Here is a 19698-nt window from a genome sequence, read left to right on the forward strand (position 1 = left end):
GTTCAGGCGCCCTTCTTCTTGGTGGTGGCCGGGGTCGCAGTGCTTGTTTTTGTCATCTGCTCGACCCATTCGCGCGGCGCCATCGGGAAACCCAGGCGCTCGCGGCTTTCGTAATAGCTTTGCGCCACCTGACGCGACACATTGCGGATGCGGCCCATGTAGGCGGCGCGCTCGGTCACGCTGATGGCGCCGCGCGCGTCCAGCAGGTTGAAGCTGTGCGCGGCTTTCAGCACCTGCTCGTAGGCCGGCAGGGCGAGCTGCTGCTCGATCAGGTGTTTGGCCTGCTTTTCATGCGCGGTGAAGGCGGTGAAAAGAAAATCGGTGTCGGAATGCTCGAAGTTGTAGGTTGATTGTTCAACTTCGTTTTGCTTGTAGACATCGCCGTAAGTCAGCCCTTCGGTCCAGGTCAGGTTGTAGACGTTGTCCACGCCCTGCAGGTACATCGCCAGGCGCTCCAGGCCGTAGGTGATTTCGCCGGTGGCGGGCTTGCAGTCGATGCCGCCGACCTGCTGGAAATAGGTGAACTGCGTGACTTCCATGCCGTTGAGCCAGACTTCCCAGCCCAGGCCCCAGGCGCCCAGCGTCGGGTTTTCCCAGTCGTCCTCGACAAAGCGGATGTCGTTTTGCTTCAGGTCAAAACCCAGCGCCTCCAGGCTGCCCAGGTAGAGCTCCAGAATATTCGATGGCGCGGGCTTGAGCACCACCTGGTACTGGTAGTAGTGCTGCAGGCGGTTCGGGTTTTCGCCATAGCGGCCGTCTTTCGGGCGGCGGCTGGGCTGCACATAGGCCGCTTTCCAGGGCTCGGGGCCAAGCGCTCTTAAAAACGTCGCGGTATGCGACGTCCCGGCACCGACTTCCATGTCATAGGGTTGCAAAAGTGCGCAACCCTGGTCAGCCCAGTAAGACTGCAGCTTCAGGATGATTTGCTGGAAAGTGAGCATAGGAATTGTTGTTTTCAATGGCAGGTGCCGCGTCAAGGCACCGAAAAATCATGGAGTTGGGAATGCCGGGGATGGCATTGCACAAAAGTGCATTTTACGCGGCCACAATTCTGCCCCGGCGCCTGAAAAACAGCGCCAGCCCGAGCGCCGCCAGGCCAAGGCCCCAGAGCGGCCAAAGCCCGAAACGCCCAGCCCACCAGGCATACGGCGTGATGCCGCTCCGGCCCTTTACGTCGCCGCTCAGCGTGCCCCGGGTGTGGCGCGGCAGCGCATGCGTGACTTCGCCAAGGCGGTTGATGATGACAGTGGCGCCGGTGTTGGTGGCGCGGATCATCGGCCGGCCAAACTCCAGCGCGCGCATGCGGGAAATCTGCAAATGCTGGTCAATTGCCACGGTGTTGCCGAACCAGGCAATGTTGCCGACATTGACAAACACCGTCGGCGCTTGCCCCGCATCGACAAAGCGCGCGGCCAGTTCCTCGCCAAACAGATCTTCGTAGCAAATATTGGGCGCCAAACGCTGGCCCTGCCAGGCGAACGACGGCTGGCCGACGGCGCCGCGGTTGAAGTCGCCCAGCGGAATGTGCATCAGCTGGATAAACCAGTGAAAACCGGTCGGAATGACCTCGCCAAAAGGCACCAGGTGGTGCTTGTCGTAGCGGTAAAGTGCGGGCGGCTCCAGCGGGACCGGCTGGCCAGCAGGCGCGGGCTTGAATCCCAGTACCGAATTGGAGTAGCCGGTATTGAAGTCGCCCAGCGGCAGGCCGATCAGCGCGGCCTGGTCGCCGCTGGCAAAGCGCGCCTGCAGTGCCTGCCAGTAGCCATCGGGTAATTGCTGCGGCAGCATCGGCAGCGCCGTTTCGGGGGCAACGACCAGTGCGCCTTTGGCGCCCTGCAGTTGCTCGCCATACCAGCGCAGCGCGGTGGCCACACCGGTACCGCTGACGAATTTTTCGTCCTGAGGAATATTTCCCTGCAGCAGCGTGACCGACATCGGTTGCGCCAGCGCCAGGTCAGGCTCGACATCGCCGACATTGAACACCGGCAGCCAGGCGATGGCGGCGCTGACCACCACGCCGGCCAGCGCCGAGCGCCAGCGCGTCCGGGGCGCCAGCAGGCAAAACGCCAGCCAGGCGGCAACCGACGCGGCGATGAAGGTCAGGCCATGCACGCCGACCCACGCGGCCAGCGGCCTGGCCCAGCCGTCCACATGCGCATAACCGCCCTCACCCCACGGAAAGCCGGTAAAGAACTTGACCCGGGCAAGTTCGGCCAGCAGCCACATCGCCGCAAAAAACAGAGCACGCCATGCAGTCTGGATGGGCGCAAAAGCCACAAACAGTGCAGAAGCGGCAGCGTAGTAGAGCCCTAGCAGGGCAAACAGCAGCACAATTGCCAGCACGGTCAGCGGCGCGGCCAGTCCGCCGTACACATGCAGGGAAATAAACAGCCACCAGGAGGTGGCGCACTGCATGGCCACGGCAAACAGGCCGCCCAGCCAGGCGCCGCGCCGCCAGTTTTCGGTGCCATCGAGTTGCCCGGCCAGCAGCGCCAGCGCCAGCAGTTGCAGCCATCCCGCAGGCTGGCCCGGGACCAGGCCGAGCACCGACGCACCCAAGGGAAAAGGCCAGGCCATGCTGACGGCATGCAAACCACCGGCCACCAGGACGATGGCAACTTGAAGCCATGACAGCCGGTTGACAGCCGGCGGGGCGATGCGCCGGATGCCTTGGGCGCCGAAGCGTTGCGCCGCTAAAGGGCTCATGCGCCCCACACGGACAGACAGCCCATCGACCGGCTCACGGCGCGTCGCTTGCCGGGACCGCCGCAACGGCCGCTGGCGACACCTTGAACCAGCGCACCGCGCCGCCCTTGGTGTGCAGCACCGTGAACTGCAGGCCGGCCAGCGCGTAATGCTCGCCGCGCTTGGGAACGTGGCCCATTTCATGCGCAACCAGACCGCCGATGGTCTCAAAGTCGGTTTCCGGCAGCAGCACCTCGAACGATTCATTGACCCGCTCAACCGCCGTGTCGCCACTCACCCGGTAGGTGTGGTCCGTCAGGGCAAAGATGTCGCCGACGTCTTCTTCGATGTCGAATTCATCCTCGATCTCGCCGACGATCTGCTCCAGCACATCCTCGATGGTGATGAGCCCGGCAACGCGGCCAAACTCGTCGATGACGACGGCCAGGTGGTTGTGGTTGACGCGAAATTCGCGCAGCAACTCGTTCAGTCCCTTGCTTTCAGGCACGAACACAGCTGCTCGCAACAGCGCCCGGATGTTGAGTTCGGGCGCACGCTGCAGTTTCAGCAAATCCTTGGCCATCAGGATGCCGATGATGTTTTCTTTTTCGTCTTCGTAGACCGGAAAACGCGAGTGCGCGGTGTCGATGATCAGGTGCAGCAGTTCGTCGAACGGCGCATCGATGTTCACCAGGTCCATGCGTGGCGCGGCGACCATCACATCGCCTGCCGTCATGTCGGCCATGCGGATCACGCCTTCAAGCATTTCCCGGCTTTGCTGGCCAATGACATCGTTGCCCTGGGCTTCCACCAGTGTTTCGATCAGCTCGTCCCTGGAATCGGGACCTGGGTGGAGCATTTCCGCAAGCTTTTGCAAAAAGCCGCGCTTGTCTTCGGTCTTGAAAGACCGACTGGGAGGAACATCGGACACGTAGGGGCGGTCGGTAGTGGAGAAGCGGTCTAGGATAGCCGAAATTTTTTGACCACCCGGAAGTTTGGGTAACCCAAGTCTGCGATTGAAACGGCTGAACAGCCCGCAACGTGCAACGCCGGACCAAAGACGCAGCACCTTTCACTGGGACAACGAAACCTACCCAATGGGGCGTATAAAAAAATCGACTTCAAACCAGCCGGGTCCGCAGAAGCGGCTTCGCCGGGCCGCAGGCGCAGCGCTCCCGCAGGGGAAGCCACGAACCACACGCAGCGGGAAGCGCAGGAACCCCATTCACCAGCAGGGGCCGCGGAACCGGCTTCGCCGGACCGCAGGCGCAGCGGCCCCCTCGGGGGGCAGGAAGCCACACGCAGTGGGCGACCGTGGGGGCTTAATACACCCTCATGCGGTCCCGGCTGTCACGCACGCCGCGACGGACTTCCTGCAGCAGCGCCAGGAAATCCCAGAACTTCTTGGCCTGAACCTTGAGCCGGTAATCGGTCTGCGCAATCTGCTCGTCGAGCATTTCACTCACGCGCGAGTCCAGATCTGCCGGCTGAACCTTGAGGTAAGCCTCGGTTTCCGAACCGTCGCGCTCGACGGTGGCGCCGGCCTTGCGGGCTATGTTGAGCATGGCGGTGTTTTCGCTCAGCGCATGGATGAACATCATCTTCACGCCTTCATTGCGCGAATGCATCGCTGCCCGGTCGAACAGGCGCGCACCATAACCCCGGCCGCGTGCATGGGCCAGCACGGAAACGCCGAATTCTGCGCAGCTTTGGAGTTCGGGATCAGTGGAAAAAGCCAGGTGCGCCATGGCGATCAGTTCAAGGTTGCGGTTGTAGATCCCGAAAATCTCGTCTCGCTCGAAATTGAGCCCGGCAACATAGCGCCGGATCTGCTCGTCGTTGGCGGAATAACCAAAACGCAGGTAACGATCCTGAGGCTCAAGCGCCAGCAGATGCGAAGCAATACGGTCAGTGTGGCGCGGACCGATGGAGCGGATCGGCACCACCACCGACGGCGCGGCAGAAGTCACCGGAAGGCGGGGCACAACACCCGGAGCCGGCGAACGAAAAAATGCCCTGCTCGCCATCAAGGATGCTTTTAAAAGTGTGGCGGGATGGACCATGCCTCTAATATAAGGGTTATCCCTATATCTCATGTGCCGGCAGCACAAAGCCCTGCAGCAATAGAGAAGCCTTTAACATCAATCAAATCGCTACTTTGCGCAATTACTGCATCAATTAGTAGCTATAAAAATCATAGCAATTGCATGTCAGCGCAATTCAACGCTAGGTAATACTACGGATACAAAATGTTGCAGTGCAACAACGCCATTTTGCTGGTTGGCGGTCGCCAAAATAGCGCGGCAGATGCGGCTGACAATTTGATGCATCGCATCACAAGGGAACGGCAGTGGTGGACTTCACCCGGTCCAGCACAAAGCTGGTCTTGCAGTCCTGCACGCTGGCGTGCTTGAGCAGCGTGTCCATGATGAAGCGGCTGTAGTGCGCCATGTCCGCCACCAGCACGCGCAACAGATAGTCCATCTCACCGGTCAGCGCGGCGCATTCGACCACCTCGGGCCAGGTTTGCACGCTGGCGCGAAACAGGTCCATCGGGTTGCGCTTGTGGCTTTCCAGGTGCTTTTCAAGCCGCACGGTGATGTAGGCCGTCAGCCCCAGCCCGACCGACTCGGGCTTGACCAGCGCCACGTAGCGGTCGATCACGCGGGTTTCCTCCAGCCGCTTGACGCGCCGCAGCACGGCACTGGGCGACAGGCCGACCTCAGCGGCCAGCTGGTCGTAGGTGGCGCGGCCATCGGCCTGAAGGCTGCGCAAGATCTGCCGGTCAAGCTTGTCAAGTGTCTGCATCCTGCCTATTTTGCAGCTTTCCTGCGTCAAGTAGAAAGCACGCGCCTTGATTTGCATGAATCCATACCGTCAGTGCGCCTAGAGTAGACCCACCAACCACGGAGACAACCATGAACCAGCCTCTTTCCACCCAAGCCGCTCAAGCTGAGGCAACCTGGGACAACCCGATGGGCACCGACGGCTTTGAATTCATCGAATATGCCGCACCCGACCCCAAGGCGATGGGGGCCGTGTTCGAGCGCATGGGCTTCAAGGCGATTGCGCGGCACCGGCACAAGAATGTGCTGCTGTACCGCCAGGGCGGCATCAACTTCATCCTGAATGCCGAGCCCGACTCATTCGCCCAGCGCTTTGCGCGCCAGCATGGCCCCAGCGTCTGCGCCATCGCCTTCCGGGTGCAGGACGCCAAGGCGGCCTACGAGCGGGCGATTGCACTGGGTGCCTGGGGCTATGCCCAGACAGCGGCGCCGGGCGAGCTGAACATTCCGGCGATCAAAGGGGTCGGCGACTCGATCATCTATTTCATCGACCGCTGGCGCGGCAAGAACGGCGCACAGCCCGGGGACATTGGCAACATCGGCTTTTACGACGTTGATTTCGAGCCCCTGCCCGGGGCCGAACTGAACCCGGCCGGCCATGGCCTGACCTACATCGACCACCTGACGCACAACGTGCACCGGGGCCGCATGGCCGAATGGGCGGGTTTTTACGAGCGGCTGTTCAACTTCCGCGAGGTGCGCTACTTCGACATTGAAGGCCATTCCACCGGCGTAAAAAGCAAGGCCATGACCAGCCCCTGCGGCAAGCTCCGCATTCCGATCAACGAGGAAGGCAACGAAAAAGCCGGCCAGATCCAGGAATACCTCGACCTTTACCAGGGCGAAGGCATCCAGCACATCGCGCTGGGGTCAAGCAACCTGCCGGCGACGGTGGATGCGCTGCAGTTCGCCGGCATGAAGCTCCTGAACACCGGTGACACTTACTACGAACTGCTCGATGCGCGCATTCCGGGGCACGGCGAGGACGTGGCATCGCTGCAGGCGCGCAACATTCTGGTGGACGGCAAGCCGGGCGACCTGCTGCTGCAGATTTTCAGTGAGAACCAGCTCGGGCCAATCTTTTTCGAATTCATCCAGCGCAAGGGCAACCAGGGCTTTGGCGAGGGCAACTTCAAGGCGCTGTTCGAAAGCATCGAACTGGACCAGATGCGCCGCGGCGTGCTGGAAAAAGCATGATGACCGGCAACGAACCACGCGCTGCGGGAAGCGCAAGAGCTTTGAACAAGTCCGCCCTGGATCAGCCGGGGCCGCAGGACCGGCTTTGCCGGACTGCAGGCGCAGCGGCCCCCTCGGGGGGCAGCGAACCACGCGAAGCGGGGAGCGTGGGGGCCACATCTTCGCGGGGTGACTACGGCCGCGCCGGCAGCGACTTCACCTGCGCGCAGGACTATGCCGCCTACACCGAAGCGCACCACGACACCTATCGCCGCCTGTATGCGCGGCAGTCGGCGCTGCTGCCGGGGCTGGCCTGCAGCGCCTTCATCGACGCGCTGCCGCACCTGGGTGCCAGCGACGCGATTCCGCGTTTCGAGGACATCAACGCGCGCCTGCTCCCGGCGACCGGCTGGCAGCTGGTCGGCGTGCCCGGGTTGATTCCCGAGGTGCCCTTCTTCAGCCTGCTGGCAGCGCGCAAGTTTCCAGTGACCGACTGGATACGCACACCGGCGGAGTTTGACTACATCGTCGAGCCGGACCTGTTCCACGACCTGTTCGGCCATGTGCCGCTGCTGTTCGAGCAGCGCTATGCCGACCACATCCAGGCCTATGGCGAAGGCGCGCTGAAGGCGCATGCGCTGGAACACGGGCCGGAGCCGGTGCGCGGCGCAGTGGAGATGCTGTCGCGCCTGTACTGGTACACCATCGAGTTCGGGCTGATGCGCGACGCGCAGGCCAACGGCCAGATGCGGGCCTATGGTGCGGGGCTTCTGAGCAGTCCGGGCGAACTGGCGCATTGCGTGCAGTCGCCAGAGCCCCGGCGCACGCCGTTGCAAAACACGGCCGACCTGCTGCGCTGCATGGCGTCAAGCTACAAGATCGACAGCTACCAGCAACAGTATTTCGTGATCGACAGCTTCGACACGCTGCGGGCGCTGACCGAGCCCGACTTCAAGCCGCTTTACCAGGCGCTGAATGCAGGACATTCCCAGGCAGGCTAACGCCCAAGCGCCCTGAAAAGAAAACGGGTTTTTTGCATCAAAAGTGCTGCTGGCGCATATTGCATAAGCCCCGGCAGCTCTTAATTCAGTAGCATTAAATACTGCTCCCGGTTCTTTGCATGCAGTGATTTTCTGTCGGGGGTGTTGCTGTTCAGACAGCCGCCGGAGCGGCGGGCCAGTCTTCCAGTGACTGGCAGCTTCTTTCGGCCAAGACCAACAGCCTTGCCACCTGCAATGCGGCATCGGCAGGCCACAGCCCCTGCAGGCAGGCATGCTCCAAAGCGGCGCAGGCATCGCTCAGGGACTGCGCGCCCACGTTGGAAGCCGCACCTTTGAGCGCATGGGCCGCCTGCGACAGCACGGCACTATCGCAAGCGGCCAGGGCGCGGCGGATGTCGTCGGTGCGCTGGGGCATCTCGGTGATGAAAAGCATCATCACCTCGCGCGTCATGCTGAGGTCTTCATCGTCAAACTCCCGGAACTGCTCCAGCCGACTCCAGTCGATGAGCAGTGGCTCTGGCTCCAGACCCGCAGAAGCATCCTGTGTTACAGGCGCGATGGGTTCTGGCGCAATTTCTTGCCCGGGTTGCCGGGCATAACGCGCCAGCGCCTCGGACAACTCGTCCATACGCAAAGGCTTGGGCAAAAAGCCGATCATGCCGGCCTGCAGGCAGCGCTGGCGGTCCTCTTCCAGCACCGAGGCGGTCAGCGCAATGAGCGGCGGCGCCGACGCGCCGTGCGCAGCAAGAATCAGGCGCGAAGCGACATAGCCGTCCATCACCGGCATGTTGGCATCCATCAGGATTGCGGCGTACTGACGCGGCGGGTCGCCCAGGCCGGTGCGCAGTGACGCATCGACCATCTCTACCGCCTCCCGGCCGTTGACCGCAGTAGCGGCCTCATAACCCAGCTTGGTCAGCATGGCCAGCGCGACCTTGAGGTTGATGGCATTGTCATCAGCCACCAGGATGAACTGGTTCCGGAACACGATCGGCGAAGTCCGTGATATTTTTTCAATAGCGGCTGAAGCAGATGTGACGCGCGCCAGAGCCTCAAACAACTGTGATTGGCGGTAGGGCTTGAGCAGCCGGGCATCGAACACCCGCGCTGTCTCGCCAGTCGGCATGGTGCCCGAGGTCAGCAGCACGATGGGCGTGGCAGGCATGCGTTCGCGCAGCAGGCGGGCAAAGTCCAAGCCGTCCATCTCGGGCATGTGCATGTCGCTGATCACCACATCGACCACTTGTCCGGCCAGCCAGTCCAGCGCTTCGGCAGCGCGCTCAAACAGCACGGGCGTCATGCCCCAGCGCCTGAGCTGCTTGTCCAGAATGCGCAGGTTGAGCGGTGTGTCGTCCACCACCACCACCTGCTTACCGGCCAGGCTGACCAGGTGCAGGTCAGACAGCATGGCAACTTCGGGCGCCTCTGCATGCCCCAGCCGGGCGGTAAACCAGAAGGTCGAACCTTCTCCGGGCGCCGACTCCATGCCAATCTGGCCACCCATCAGCTTGACCAGACGCTTGCAGATCGCCAGTCCGAGTCCAGTACCACCGTATTTGCGGGTGGTGCTGGCATCGACCTGGACAAAGGACTGGAACAGGCCGGTCTGGCGATCCGGCTCAATGCCGATGCCGCTGTCCTTGATGCGGAATTCAATCAGCCCACGCTGGTCCGAACCAAAGTCCTGCAGCATGCGGGCCGAGACCACAACCTGTCCGTTGTCGGTGAACTTGACCGCATTGTTCACCAGGTTGAGCAGTACCTGGCGCAGGCGCGTCACGTCGCCGCGCGCCCAGCCGGGCAAGTCGTCGCCCAGGTCCACCAGCAGTTCCAGTCCTTTTTCACGGGCGCGGGGCGCGCCGATGTCGCAGGCTTCCTCTATCGTGGCCAGCAGGTTGAGCGCCTCGTCCTCAAGCTCAAGCTTGCCCGATTCGATCTTGGAAAAATCCAGCACATCGTTGATCACGCCGAGCAGCTGGTCGCTGGAAATGCGCATGGTGTGCACATAGTCACGCTGCTCGGCGTCCAGCGGTGTGTCGGCCAGCAGCGTGGTCATGCCGACCACGCCGTTGAGCGGTGTGCGGATTTCATGGCTCATGGCGGCCAGAAACGCTGCCTTGGCACGGGCGGCGCCCAGCGCCTCGTCACGCGATGCGTTCAGTTCGGCAGTGCGGCTTGTCACCCGCTCTTCCAGCGTCTCGTTGGCCTCGTGCAGGGCCACGGTCTGCGCCTCGATTTCTGACCGGTTGCGCTTGAGTTCTTGCGCGCTGTCATGCAGGGACCGGGACAGCCGGCGCACTTCGTCAATGCGGCTGGCCGGGTACGTGGGCAGCACCTCGTGCTGCGCCAACAGCGCCGCGGCCTCTCCCAGGCGCCTGAAATGCAGGCTCAGCCGCCAGGCCAGCGCAATCGCCAACAGCGCGCCCAGCGCCAGAATCAGCGCGGTCACGGCCAGCGTTTCCTTCAGGGCCGCTCGTGTCGCGGCGGTGAAGTCGCTTTCGGGCGCAGCCACCACCAGACTCCAGCGCACGCCGATGCTTTCACCAAAGGGTTTCAAAGCGACCACCAGGGTATCCCCCTCAATCGGGATGCGGCGCAGGAAAGACACGCGCTGCACACTGGACTCCAGTGTTTTTCCCAGACTGGAAAGAGTTTCGCCGTAAGCCTGCCGGATGATGGCGTTTCGGCTTTGCAGGGGTTTGTAGCGCTGCAAAACACCGGAGTTATTGGAAAAAAGTTTATCGCCGGTCGAACTGGCCACGTAAAAACCTTGTTCGTCGAGCAGGAACACCGTGCCATGGGAGCTGATTCGCATGCCCTGAAGCATCTGGTTCAATCGCTTGAGCGGCAGGTCGACAGCCAAAACGCCCAGGGAACCGCCATCGGCGCCGTAGACGGGCTGCGCCAGCGTCAGGCGCAATTGCGGGTCATTTGCAGAAACCGATATTGGCGTGAACACCCGCTCCTTGTTTTCCATTGCCGCCTGGTACCAAGGCCGGTTGCGCGGCTCAAAAATGCTGGTTTCTGCAGGCAGTTCAACTCGGCGGTCGCCGGGCGACGTGGCCATGAAAAACCGCCGGCCTTCGCCGCCTGTCTGGCGTTCGCTCACGCGCACCAAGGCAGTGGCGTCCTGGGCGGAGGCGTCAATCGCCAGGAAGTCCCCATGCTGGCTTCCCAAATACATCCGGGGCACATCGGGCGTCATGCGCGTCATGGCAAACGCCGCCTGCTCGAACAATTCGGGCGAAGCAATCAATTGGCGCGCACGCAGCACGGCTGACGCATCGGGTTGAGCGGGAACCATGCCATTCAGCACGACATGTGCCTGTGCCAGGTGACCTTCAACATCCGTCTTGATGCGTTCGGTCATGTCCTCGATGATTTTTCCTGACAGCAGTTGCACGCTTTGCACATTGCTGCGGTACAAAAACCAGCCCACGGTAGCGGCCGGAAGCAGCGAAAACAGCAGCAGGCTGGCGATCAGCACCGTTCGCAACGAGAACGTCTTCGGTGGCCTCAGGCTTGATCTCATGCAAGACCCAGGATTTCCAGCGTATCCATGGGCTGACCACGTCCGGGAAGCTGGACCAAGGCGCGCTCACCGGTGCGCACCGCACCGGTGACCAGGCGATACGCCTGCACGCTGGCGGCCACCGACCAGGACAAGCGCGGCTCCCCCTGAAACAGCTTGAGCGTTGCCGACACGGTTTCTCCAACAGGGGTGCTCTGGCCGGTGCGGCTGATCAATCCGTCCAGTTGGGCAAAAGCCACCGGGCCGCTGTGCAGCGCAACACCCAGTGAAAACTTCGGCAGCCCGCGACCCGCCAGGTTTTTCTGCACATGGGCGTCAATACGCCGGGTTGCATTCGTCAGCCCCAACGCGGCGCGGACCGCCCGCAACCCGTGGTTCACCGACTGGGTGTCGGCGGCATCGACAAAAATACACAACATTCCGTCGCCGACAAACTGCATGTAATGCGCGCCAAACAGATACACCGTGTCGCCCACACTGCTGTAGAGCAGCTGGACGATCTCGCCAAGTTCGCTGCTGCTCAGCGCCTGGGTCCACTGGGCGTAATCGCGCATGTCGGCATACAGTACCGTGGCACTCGAGAACTTCTCGCTGCTGGGCCCCGTGTTGCTGTCGGGCCACTGCGCACTGAGTGCCTTGACCATGCGGCTTTCGTACAGAGCGCCAATCTTGTGACGCTGCGCGTTGAGCGCCAGTTGCACCGCCTTGTCAACCACCTGGGTGCGCATGGCGTCGGCCCGGTCGCGCTTGTGCAACTGCGCGCTGACGGCTTCGCGCAGTTCGTGCGGCGCAAAGGGCTTGGTCAGATAATCGTCGGCGCCGGTGGTCATGCCCAGGCGCATATAGCTGCGGTCCTGTAGCGAGGTGAGCAAAATCACCGACGTGGCCGCAAGCAGCGGATCGCTTCGCACCTGGTCAAGTACTTCGAAGCCATCCATCAGCGGCATTTGCACGTCGCTGACGACCAAGTCAGGCTTGTGTTCGCGAACCAGCGCCAGACCCTTGACGCCGTCTTCTGCGGCGAGTACCTGATAGCCTTCTTTTTTCAACACCTGGCTTACCAGCAAGCGTGTGCCTGCATCATCATCAATCACCACGATCGCGGGCATAACATTTCTCGCTAAATTTCAACTGCTGACCGTGCAGAACGGCTACCGGACAAGCCTTGTTCGACCAATGCCCGGCATTGCTTGCACAACACGCGATGCATGCGGCTGTTGATTCATGCTCAACACATATCTTTTTGTTTTTGCAAAAAGGCAGTCCGACGGAATCTCTATTCCGAAGATTTTAATTGTCACAAATAAACAAGTATTTATTTTAAATATTACATATTTAGATTTCGCACTCAGGAAAACGTGAAATTTTTTGTTCCCCGCATAGTTACCCTCACTCATCACCTGCCAGTGAAACTCAGGCAGGTACGGGATCCAGCAAGGCCAGCGTGGCATGCATGATTTCAGGCTCGAAAACCATTTGCACATGCGCCACGCCGCGAACCAGCCGGTTGCAGGCACTTGGCAGCGTGGCGGTACTGGCCGGAAACACGATGTTGTCGCAGTTCGAATACCAGCAGGTGAACAGCGCATGGCGGTCCGCTGGCATTTGATGGTCCAGTCCGGCGTTCCACGCTGACAGCAGGCGCATTTGGCGGCCATTCAGGCCATGGCCAAAACGCGCCAGCCAGGTGCCCCGATGCGGCGTGCCGATCGTCACCACATGGTGCACGCGAGCCTCGGCCTTCATGCGCTTGAGCCAGGCCCGGGCCGCCAAGCCGCCCATGCTGTGGCAGACGATCAGTGGTGGCAGCCCGCTCGCTTGGGTGACACGCAGGACGGCCTCGTCGATCTGTGGCGCATAGTCGTCGATTGAGCCGAACAACGGCTCCAGATTGATGGCGATGAAGGCGTGACCACTGCCTTGCAAGCGTTCAAGCCACGGCGTCCAGAGCCCGCGGTTGCAAAAGAACCCATGCACGAACACCACGCCACGGTGCCCTTTGACCTGAGCAGGCCCCCCCAGCTGGTCAGCAATGGCATTCGGCCTAAAGGGCTGGCGCCAGCAGAAAACTTGGGGCGCAGTGACAGTTTCGCCCCACCAGGCGGTGAAAATTTCGCGCCAGCGCGCTTGCGGCACCGGATCGTTTTTGCTCAGTTGCCTTGAAAGTATCAATTCAATAGCAAGAAGCCCTGAGTAGCCCAGCGCAATCACCATGAAACCTGCCCAAGCCAAGAAGGGTGAGATCCCCCCAAAAAACCACAGCCATCCCCCAGCCGCAGCGATGATCGACAAAGTAATGATCCGTTGCAGCAATGCGAGCATAAGGTCAGACAGAAGCAATGTGCACCGGCCGCTTGGTGTTTCCTGGTGGAAACCGTTGCGCAGCAGTGCCAGTTAGGGCATGGTTGTGAGGAAGCGACATTAGCAGGTCGTGCTGTCCCTTGCCCAAGCCTGACGCGGTAAATGCAAAGACCAGCCTATGCAGCGGCGGTCTCTGCAGCTTGTTCAATATGAAGCCGTCGACAGGCTGGTCCATGCGCTGACAGAAATGCTGGACCACACGATGTCCCAACGCCTGGCGCATGGACAGCCGGGTTAGCGCCAAAAAATAGCGAGCTTGTCCGGTATGTCGGCTGCTGGTGCCAGTCGGGCAACCAGGCCAAGCGCCAGCATCAGCTTGACGTGCTGCTGCTGCATCTCGGACAAAACTTGACAGCCTGCCCCCCGCATCTGGGCTACGCACCCTGTTCAGGATGATGCGCCGCCCGTGGCCACCGCCGCTGGCCGGGACGCGCTTCCACAGTTTCTGGAAACCGGCTTTGACGCCTTTGCGCAAATGGGCCGTTTGGAAAAAGTTCTGCCGCAGGTCAGGCAGCGCGAATCCGAATGGATTCGTTTACTGTTCGATCATGGCGATGTCGCCTGTGCGACTAAATTGAGCCATTTGCTGGCAGCCGACAGCATGCATTAGGACAAGCCCGCGGAAGCTTCCACCGCCAGGCTTTCACAATGGTCCGAAAGGAGTGTTTATGGAACGACATTGGCTCAAGAGTTATCCGGAAGGCGTACCGCACGACATCCAGCCGGAGCAGTTCACTTCTCTGAGCCAGTTGCTGGAAGAGTCATTCAAGGCCCACGCGGACAAGCCATTTTCAGTCTGCATGGACCGCTGGATGTCATACCGTGAACTGGACAATCTGTCGGCAGCCTTGGGCGCCTGGCTGCAGCAGCTTGGCCTGGAGCCAGGCGCCCGGATCGCCATCATGCTGCCCAACGTGCCGCAGTTTGCAGTTGCCATGGCGGCAGTCCTGCGCGCCGGCCATACCTGCGTCAACGTCAATCCACTGTACACGGCACGTGAACTGGAGCATCAGCTCAAGGACTCGGGTGCAACATCGATTGTCATTCTTGAAAACTTCGCGGCCACGCTGGCCCAGGCGATCAAGCGCACGGCGCTCAAGCATGTCGTCATGGCGTCGATGGGCGATCTGCTTGGCGCCGCGTATGGCCAGTGGATCACTTTTGCCGTCAGGCATCTGGCGAAAATGGTTCCTGCATATATGTTTAGCCTGGACAGCGGGCTGACGGTCACGCCGTTCGCGCGTGCAATAGTCGAAGGTCAACGGCTCACGCTTAAACCGGGGCATTGCACGCTGGACTCCATCGCTTTCCTGCAATACACCGGCGGCACGACAGGCCTGTCAAAAGGGGCGGTGCTTACACATCGCAATATCGTGGCGGCCATCCTGCAGGCAGAGGCCTGGTTTACGCCGGCCTTGGGGCGGATCGGCGATGTCAGCCGGATCAACAACATCGCAGCACTGCCGCTGTACCACATCTTCGCGCTGACCCTGTGCCTGTTGACCATCCGCTGGGGGGCGCACCTCACGCTGATTCCCAATCCCCGCGATGTGGGGAAATTCATCGAGGTATTAAAAAAACGTCCCTTTCACATGCTGCCGGCCGTCAATACGCTGTTCAACGCCCTGCTTCAGCATCCGCACTTCAAAACCATCGATTTTTCAAGCCTTTGCATTTCGCAGGCCGGCGGCATGGCGGCGTCTGAAGGAACCGCCCGGCAGTGGTTGCAGGCCACCGGCAGCCCCATGATCGAAGGCTGGGGCATGAGTGAAACCTGCGCCATCGGAACCAACAATCCGGTCAACAGCCAAGTGTTCTCGGGCACCATCGGTTTGCCCCTGCCCGGCATCTGGATTGCCATCAAGGATGACGCGGGGAACAGCCTTGAATCCGGTCAGGATGGCGAGATTTGCATCAAGGGTCCGCAGGTCATGACGGGGTACTACCAACAAGCACAGGAAACAGAAAAAGCCTTCACTGCTGACGGTTTCATGCGCACCGGTGACATCGGCAGCATGGACGAGCACGGATATACCAGGATCATTGATCGCAAGAAGGACATGATCATCGTTTCGGGCTTTAATGTCTTTCCCAACGAACTTGAAAATGTCATTTCCCTGTGCCCTGGCGTTGTCGAATGCGCGGCGATCGGCATTGCCGACGAGAAACAAGGCGAGGCCATCAAGGTCTTTGTGGTTAAAAATGATCCCGCGTTGACAGAAGACGACATCAGCGCGTATTGCAAGCAGCACCTGACGGGCTACAAACGGCCCAAATACATTGAATTTCGCGAAGCCCTCCCCAAGACCAATGTCGGAAAAATCCTCAGGAGGGCATTGCGTGCAAAACCCTGACTCAAACAAAGCGAGAGGCTTGTGATGGATGCACACGTTCTGCCAGAAGGTATGCATGTCTTTGAAAGAGGATGGCTTTCAAGCAACAATATCCTGTTTACCGGCGGCGACAAAACCTTGCTGGTTGACAGCGGCTACTCAACGCACGCGGAACAAACACTGTCATTGGTTGAAACGGTGCTGAGTGACAGCCCGCTTGATGCGTTGGTCAACACCCACCTGCACAGCGACCATTGCGGAGGCAATGCCGCCTTGCAAGCACGATATCAAGCGATTCAAACATGGATTCCACCCGGCCATGCCCGGCAGGTTGCCCAATGGGATGCCGTAGCGCTTACTTATGTACCGACCGGCCAGTTGTGTCCAAGGTTTAATTTCAACCAGACGCTTCAGCCCGGGACCGACATCCGATTCGGGACGACTGACTGGCAAATTCACGCAGCCCCCGGGCATGATCCGCATTCGGTTGTTTTTTTTGAACCTTCCACCCAAGTCTTGATTTCAGCGGACGCCTTATGGGAAAACGGCTTCGGCGTGGTGTTTCCGGAGCTTGAAGGCGAGGACGCCTTTTCTGAAGTTGCTGCTACGCTGGCCCTGATCGGCCGGCTCAATCCAAAGATCATCATTCCAGGGCATGGAAGGATTTTCAATTACACGCCAGAGACACTGTCCAAAGCGTATCAGCGCCTGGATGCGTTCACCACCAGTCCAACACGACATGCAAGGCATGCGGTGAAGGTATTGCTTAAGTTCAAGCTGCTTGAGGTCCAGCGCCAGTCAACCCATCAATTTACACAATGGGCCATGGAAACCCCCTATTTTCAACAGATCCGGCAGCATTTCTTTGCAGATATACCGATGCGTCAATGGATAGAGCAGTTATGCAACGAACTGGTCTCCACCGGCGTAGCGGGCCACCAAGGCGAATACCTCGTCAATTTATAAGACCAAATGGTTGACGACAATTACCTTGGTCGGCGGTCAAGATTGTTGACATCGACGACGCCCGCCTGAACCTGTCGGCCCGCACCATCGAAAACATGGTCAAAGCACGCGAATTCCCCCCTGGCGTGCGTGTCGGCAAGTATGTGTACTGCACCGAAGCCGTGGTCGCGACCTGGCACACGCGGGTTTTCAGCGCTCAACTGGGCTGGCGCCCCTGAACAGCAGGATTGCCTGAATATCCCGCAGGACGACACCGGCGAAGCAACCCCTGCGCCTGAAAAAAAAGACCTGCCGTGCAGGCTAGCCGTTCTGGCTAGGAGCTGCTTTTCCCTGCAAAGACCGCTCCAGCGCCACTGGTGCGGTTCTTTCATGTCTGAAGATGATTTTTTCTTCAGGCATGAATCAGCCCGGCTGAAATGCCGTCTCCTTTATGCAGCGGGCAATAGAACGTGAGCCGGGCGTCGAACGACTCCGGTTGGCATCACTCGCGTGGTCGCAGACTGGTCTGTCCTGTGAGGTCGTCAGGCGCGCCGAAAGGGGCTTGCTTTCTTTTTCCTCGCCGGCGCGGACTGAAACCGGGTTTGGTCAAAGTCAATGCGCTGGGTCAAGAGTTCTGCGCCGTCGATGCGCTCGGCCAGACTCTCAATGTCATGCTCCGACACCCCAGCGTGCACGAAGTGCTGCTGCCAGGTGTTCACGACATGAATGACGGCGGCGACTTCTTTCGCAGCCTGCGCGGGCAGCAGCCCGAATGCAGCGCACTGCGACATCGCGTTTTCGAGCGTCGAGTCTCGGCCGTAGTCGCCGCAGATGAACTCCTGGAACCCCTGCCCCGAATTCGTCGGCAGGACGTCGTACGCCGGCGCCAGCTTAAAGCGGCCATTATCTAACGTGTTTACAACCAGTAGGGCGTGGTTCTTCTCGTGGTCATCCGTGTTGTCGACCAGGATGTTGAAGACCATGCGACGAAAGAGCTCGCGCGCGTCCTCAAGGTTGATGTCATCCTGGGTAATGCCTACCCGGCGGAGAATTTGCGCCAGTGCGGGGTATCCCATCTCGGGCTCGGCACCCGCTGCGGTTGCCGCCCGGATGGCAGTGCCTGCCGAGATGCTGTGAATTCTCTGACCACGCTCGCGGTCGAAGCGGCGAATGGCGACCGCGTGCATCCCGACGAGAGGAATGAGCTGCGTCTCGGCCACCGTGATGCCTGCGCGCGCGGCCAGCGTCATCGTCGCGTGCTCGATGAGCGGTGTGTCGACGGGCTCGTTATTGAAGAACTTGATGACCCATTGCTGGCCATCGATGTCGATGAGCGCCTTGGGCTTTGCGCCACCGAGCGGACTACCGCCACCCGCAATGATTTTGGCTTCCAAGGCAGTAAGGGGCTCGGAGGCTTCAACCTTGGCCGCCACCTCACTGAGTTGTTGCGCATCCTCTAGCCGAGGCAGCGGGCCCAGGGCTAGAGGGCTGTAGTTGCTCGACGAAGTAGAAACACCGAGCGCGCCGAATCGGTCGTCGCCGGCGTAGTACAGGTACTCCATCAGAGAGAGGCGCTTGGGTTTGTCCACGAAGCGAATGACTTTCTCACCCCATCGGTCTGGCCGCGCGTCGTCGACTGCACCGACCGCGCGCTGCGTGTCGGCGGTCAAGCGGCCTGGAGGAAAGAACTCCGTGTCAACGAGCGGGAGGTCCTCACTCAGTGCGAACCCGTTGGCCAGCCACTGCTTCCCGTAATGCAAGGAAACGCCCTTGCCAGCGGGGACGAGCTTTAATGCACCGACGTAGCGCGGCGTTGCCGGGTTACCCAGGTGCCAGAGGTACAAGTCGTCCAATCGCATCTCAGCTTTTCGTCCGGTTTGCGCTTATATGTGCTTCTGCGGAGGCTCGGGCGCGCGCGCGACCCAGTTCAACGGCCTCCCGGACATTCATTTCGATGGCGCCTTGGTCGTGTTCCGGCGCCGCTAGATGGCTCAGTTCGCCGTCGCGCTTGATAAGCCAAAGTGCGGTCGCGACGATGCCGATGCCAACTCCAGGGTCACCGGCTTCAAGCCGCTGCAGCGTGGGCACAGATACGCCCATGCGCTTTGCCCATGTCTTCAATGACTCCTTGCGGCGCAAGCGGGCGACAGCCAAGTCAGCACCAAGCTTTTCGATGGCGGCGGCAGTTGCTGACGGAAGATGCAGGAGCGCGCGCGCGGTTTTTGGCATACACATAGAATGTAGCTAAATAGGCTATAAAGTCAATATCTATATTTACGTAAGACCAAAAGTCGCCCGGATCACCTAACTAATTTCGCGCTCGTTGGTTACGTCCTGCACCCGGGACGTCGAGGCGCCCGTGAGCTGTCGGCCGGCGCTCGCATTGCGTCTGCCGGCGCAGCTGTGGTGTAAGCCGCGAGCAAGGCGGGTGGCGTGACGGCGCGCAGAAAGTGCGGTATTCGCAATAGCGCAAAACCCGCCGGAAGCACCGCGCCGCAAACTACCCAGCCCGGCGGAATGTGCGCGTCGGGCTAACAGCCGCGAAAAGCGTTGTCGACCTCTTGCGGGGTCATGAGCCGGCCGAGCGACAGCCGCTTTTGCTGCTCGGCCTGCGCGAGCAGCAGTACCGAGACCAGTTCGGAAATTTTTAGTGGGCTATAGTTTTCGAAAATTTAACCTTTTATTCATTCGTTAGGTGCTCCTTCTGCCATGTACTTGCTAGACTGTCGGCGCCGATTGAATATTGACCCACCCTGCCGATCCAATAGTGACCCAGGGCGGGTCGCTGGTGTTGGAACCAGCAACTGTGGATAAGTGTA

General features: G+C 60.5%; 16 protein-coding genes. 6 read left to right on the plus strand and 10 right to left on the minus strand.

The annotated features are described in order from the left end of the window. Positions 1–2 precede the first annotated feature (2 nt). From glyQ to IWX87_RS13440, 5 genes are all read right to left on the minus strand, one after another. On the minus strand, positions 3–941 hold the full coding sequence (gene glyQ / locus IWX87_RS13420; RefSeq protein WP_196864028.1) for a glycine--tRNA ligase subunit alpha: 939 nt from the start codon (positions 939–941) through the stop codon (positions 3–5). Between the two features lie 94 nt (positions 942–1035). Continuing rightward, positions 1036–2706, minus strand: a complete 1671-nt coding sequence (lnt, locus tag IWX87_RS13425; protein WP_196864029.1) for an apolipoprotein N-acyltransferase — start codon at positions 2704–2706, stop codon at positions 1036–1038. 34 nt (positions 2707–2740) lie between these two features. Beyond that, positions 2741–3616 carry an HlyC/CorC family transporter gene (locus tag IWX87_RS13430; protein WP_196864030.1) on the minus strand — a complete coding sequence of 292 codons (876 nt, stop codon included), beginning with the start codon at positions 3614–3616 and terminating at the stop codon, positions 2741–2743. A 391-nt stretch (positions 3617–4007) separates the two neighbouring features. Then, positions 4008–4748 carry a GNAT family N-acetyltransferase gene (locus IWX87_RS13435; RefSeq protein ID WP_196864031.1) on the minus strand — a complete coding sequence of 247 codons (741 nt, stop codon included), beginning with the start codon at positions 4746–4748 and terminating at the stop codon, positions 4008–4010. 271 nt (positions 4749–5019) lie between these two features. Continuing rightward, entirely contained in the window at positions 5020–5493 is a 474-nt protein-coding gene (locus tag IWX87_RS13440) for an Lrp/AsnC family transcriptional regulator (protein ID WP_196864032.1), read from the minus strand. Between the two features lie 110 nt (positions 5494–5603). Here IWX87_RS13440 and hppD point away from each other — a divergent pair, with 110 nt between their 5' ends. Next, positions 5604–6728 (plus strand): 4-hydroxyphenylpyruvate dioxygenase, encoded by a 1125-nt coding sequence (hppD, locus tag IWX87_RS13445; protein ID WP_196864033.1) that lies wholly within the window; start codon positions 5604–5606, stop codon positions 6726–6728. A 146-nt stretch (positions 6729–6874) separates the two neighbouring features. Next, complete coding sequence (gene phhA / locus IWX87_RS13450) at positions 6875–7708, plus strand: phenylalanine 4-monooxygenase (protein ID WP_196864034.1); 834 nt, start codon at positions 6875–6877, stop codon at positions 7706–7708. A gap of 151 nt (positions 7709–7859) precedes the next feature. Here phhA and IWX87_RS13455 read toward each other — a convergent pair whose 3' ends face one another. From IWX87_RS13455 to IWX87_RS13465, 3 genes are all read right to left on the minus strand, one after another. Next, entirely contained in the window at positions 7860–11240 is a 3381-nt protein-coding gene (locus IWX87_RS13455) for a response regulator (RefSeq protein ID WP_196864035.1), read from the minus strand. Beyond that, a complete protein-coding gene (locus IWX87_RS13460; protein ID WP_196864036.1) occupies positions 11237–12349 on the minus strand; it encodes a response regulator in 1113 nt (370 codons plus the stop codon). The genes IWX87_RS13455 and IWX87_RS13460 overlap by 4 nt, the downstream gene beginning before the upstream one ends. Positions 12350–12653: 304 nt before the next feature. Beyond that, the gene (locus tag IWX87_RS13465) at positions 12654–13562 is read right to left on the minus strand and encodes a triacylglycerol lipase (protein WP_196864037.1); all 909 of its coding nucleotides are present in this window, start codon (positions 13560–13562) and stop codon (positions 12654–12656) included. Between the two features lie 445 nt (positions 13563–14007). Here IWX87_RS13465 and IWX87_RS13470 point away from each other — a divergent pair, with 445 nt between their 5' ends. From IWX87_RS13470 to IWX87_RS19900, 4 genes are all read left to right on the plus strand, one after another. Next, positions 14008–14211 (plus strand): hypothetical protein, encoded by a 204-nt coding sequence (locus IWX87_RS13470; protein WP_196864038.1) that lies wholly within the window; start codon positions 14008–14010, stop codon positions 14209–14211. A 58-nt stretch (positions 14212–14269) separates the two neighbouring features. Beyond that, positions 14270–15955 (plus strand): AMP-binding protein, encoded by a 1686-nt coding sequence (locus tag IWX87_RS13475; RefSeq protein ID WP_196864039.1) that lies wholly within the window; start codon positions 14270–14272, stop codon positions 15953–15955. Positions 15956–15979: 24 nt separating this feature from the next. Continuing rightward, positions 15980–16900, plus strand: coding sequence for an MBL fold metallo-hydrolase (locus IWX87_RS13480; protein WP_196864040.1), 921 nt, complete (start codon positions 15980–15982; stop codon positions 16898–16900). Positions 16901–16995: 95 nt separating this feature from the next. Further along, positions 16996–17118, plus strand: a complete 123-nt coding sequence (locus IWX87_RS19900; protein WP_255532186.1) for a hypothetical protein — start codon at positions 16996–16998, stop codon at positions 17116–17118. Positions 17119–17421: 303 nt separating this feature from the next. Here the strand turns inward: IWX87_RS19900 and IWX87_RS13490 are convergent, their stop codons facing one another. Next, complete coding sequence (locus IWX87_RS13490) at positions 17422–18738, minus strand: type II toxin-antitoxin system HipA family toxin (protein ID WP_196864041.1); 1317 nt, start codon at positions 18736–18738, stop codon at positions 17422–17424. A 1-nt stretch (position 18739) separates the two neighbouring features. Next, positions 18740–19114, minus strand: coding sequence for an XRE family transcriptional regulator (locus tag IWX87_RS13495; protein WP_231374783.1), 375 nt, complete (start codon positions 19112–19114; stop codon positions 18740–18742). Between the last annotated feature and the right edge of the window lie 584 nt (positions 19115–19698).

Source organism: Polaromonas sp. CG_9.7 (genome assembly GCF_015752205.1).
Taxonomy (GTDB): domain Bacteria; phylum Pseudomonadota; class Gammaproteobacteria; order Burkholderiales; family Burkholderiaceae_C; genus Polaromonas.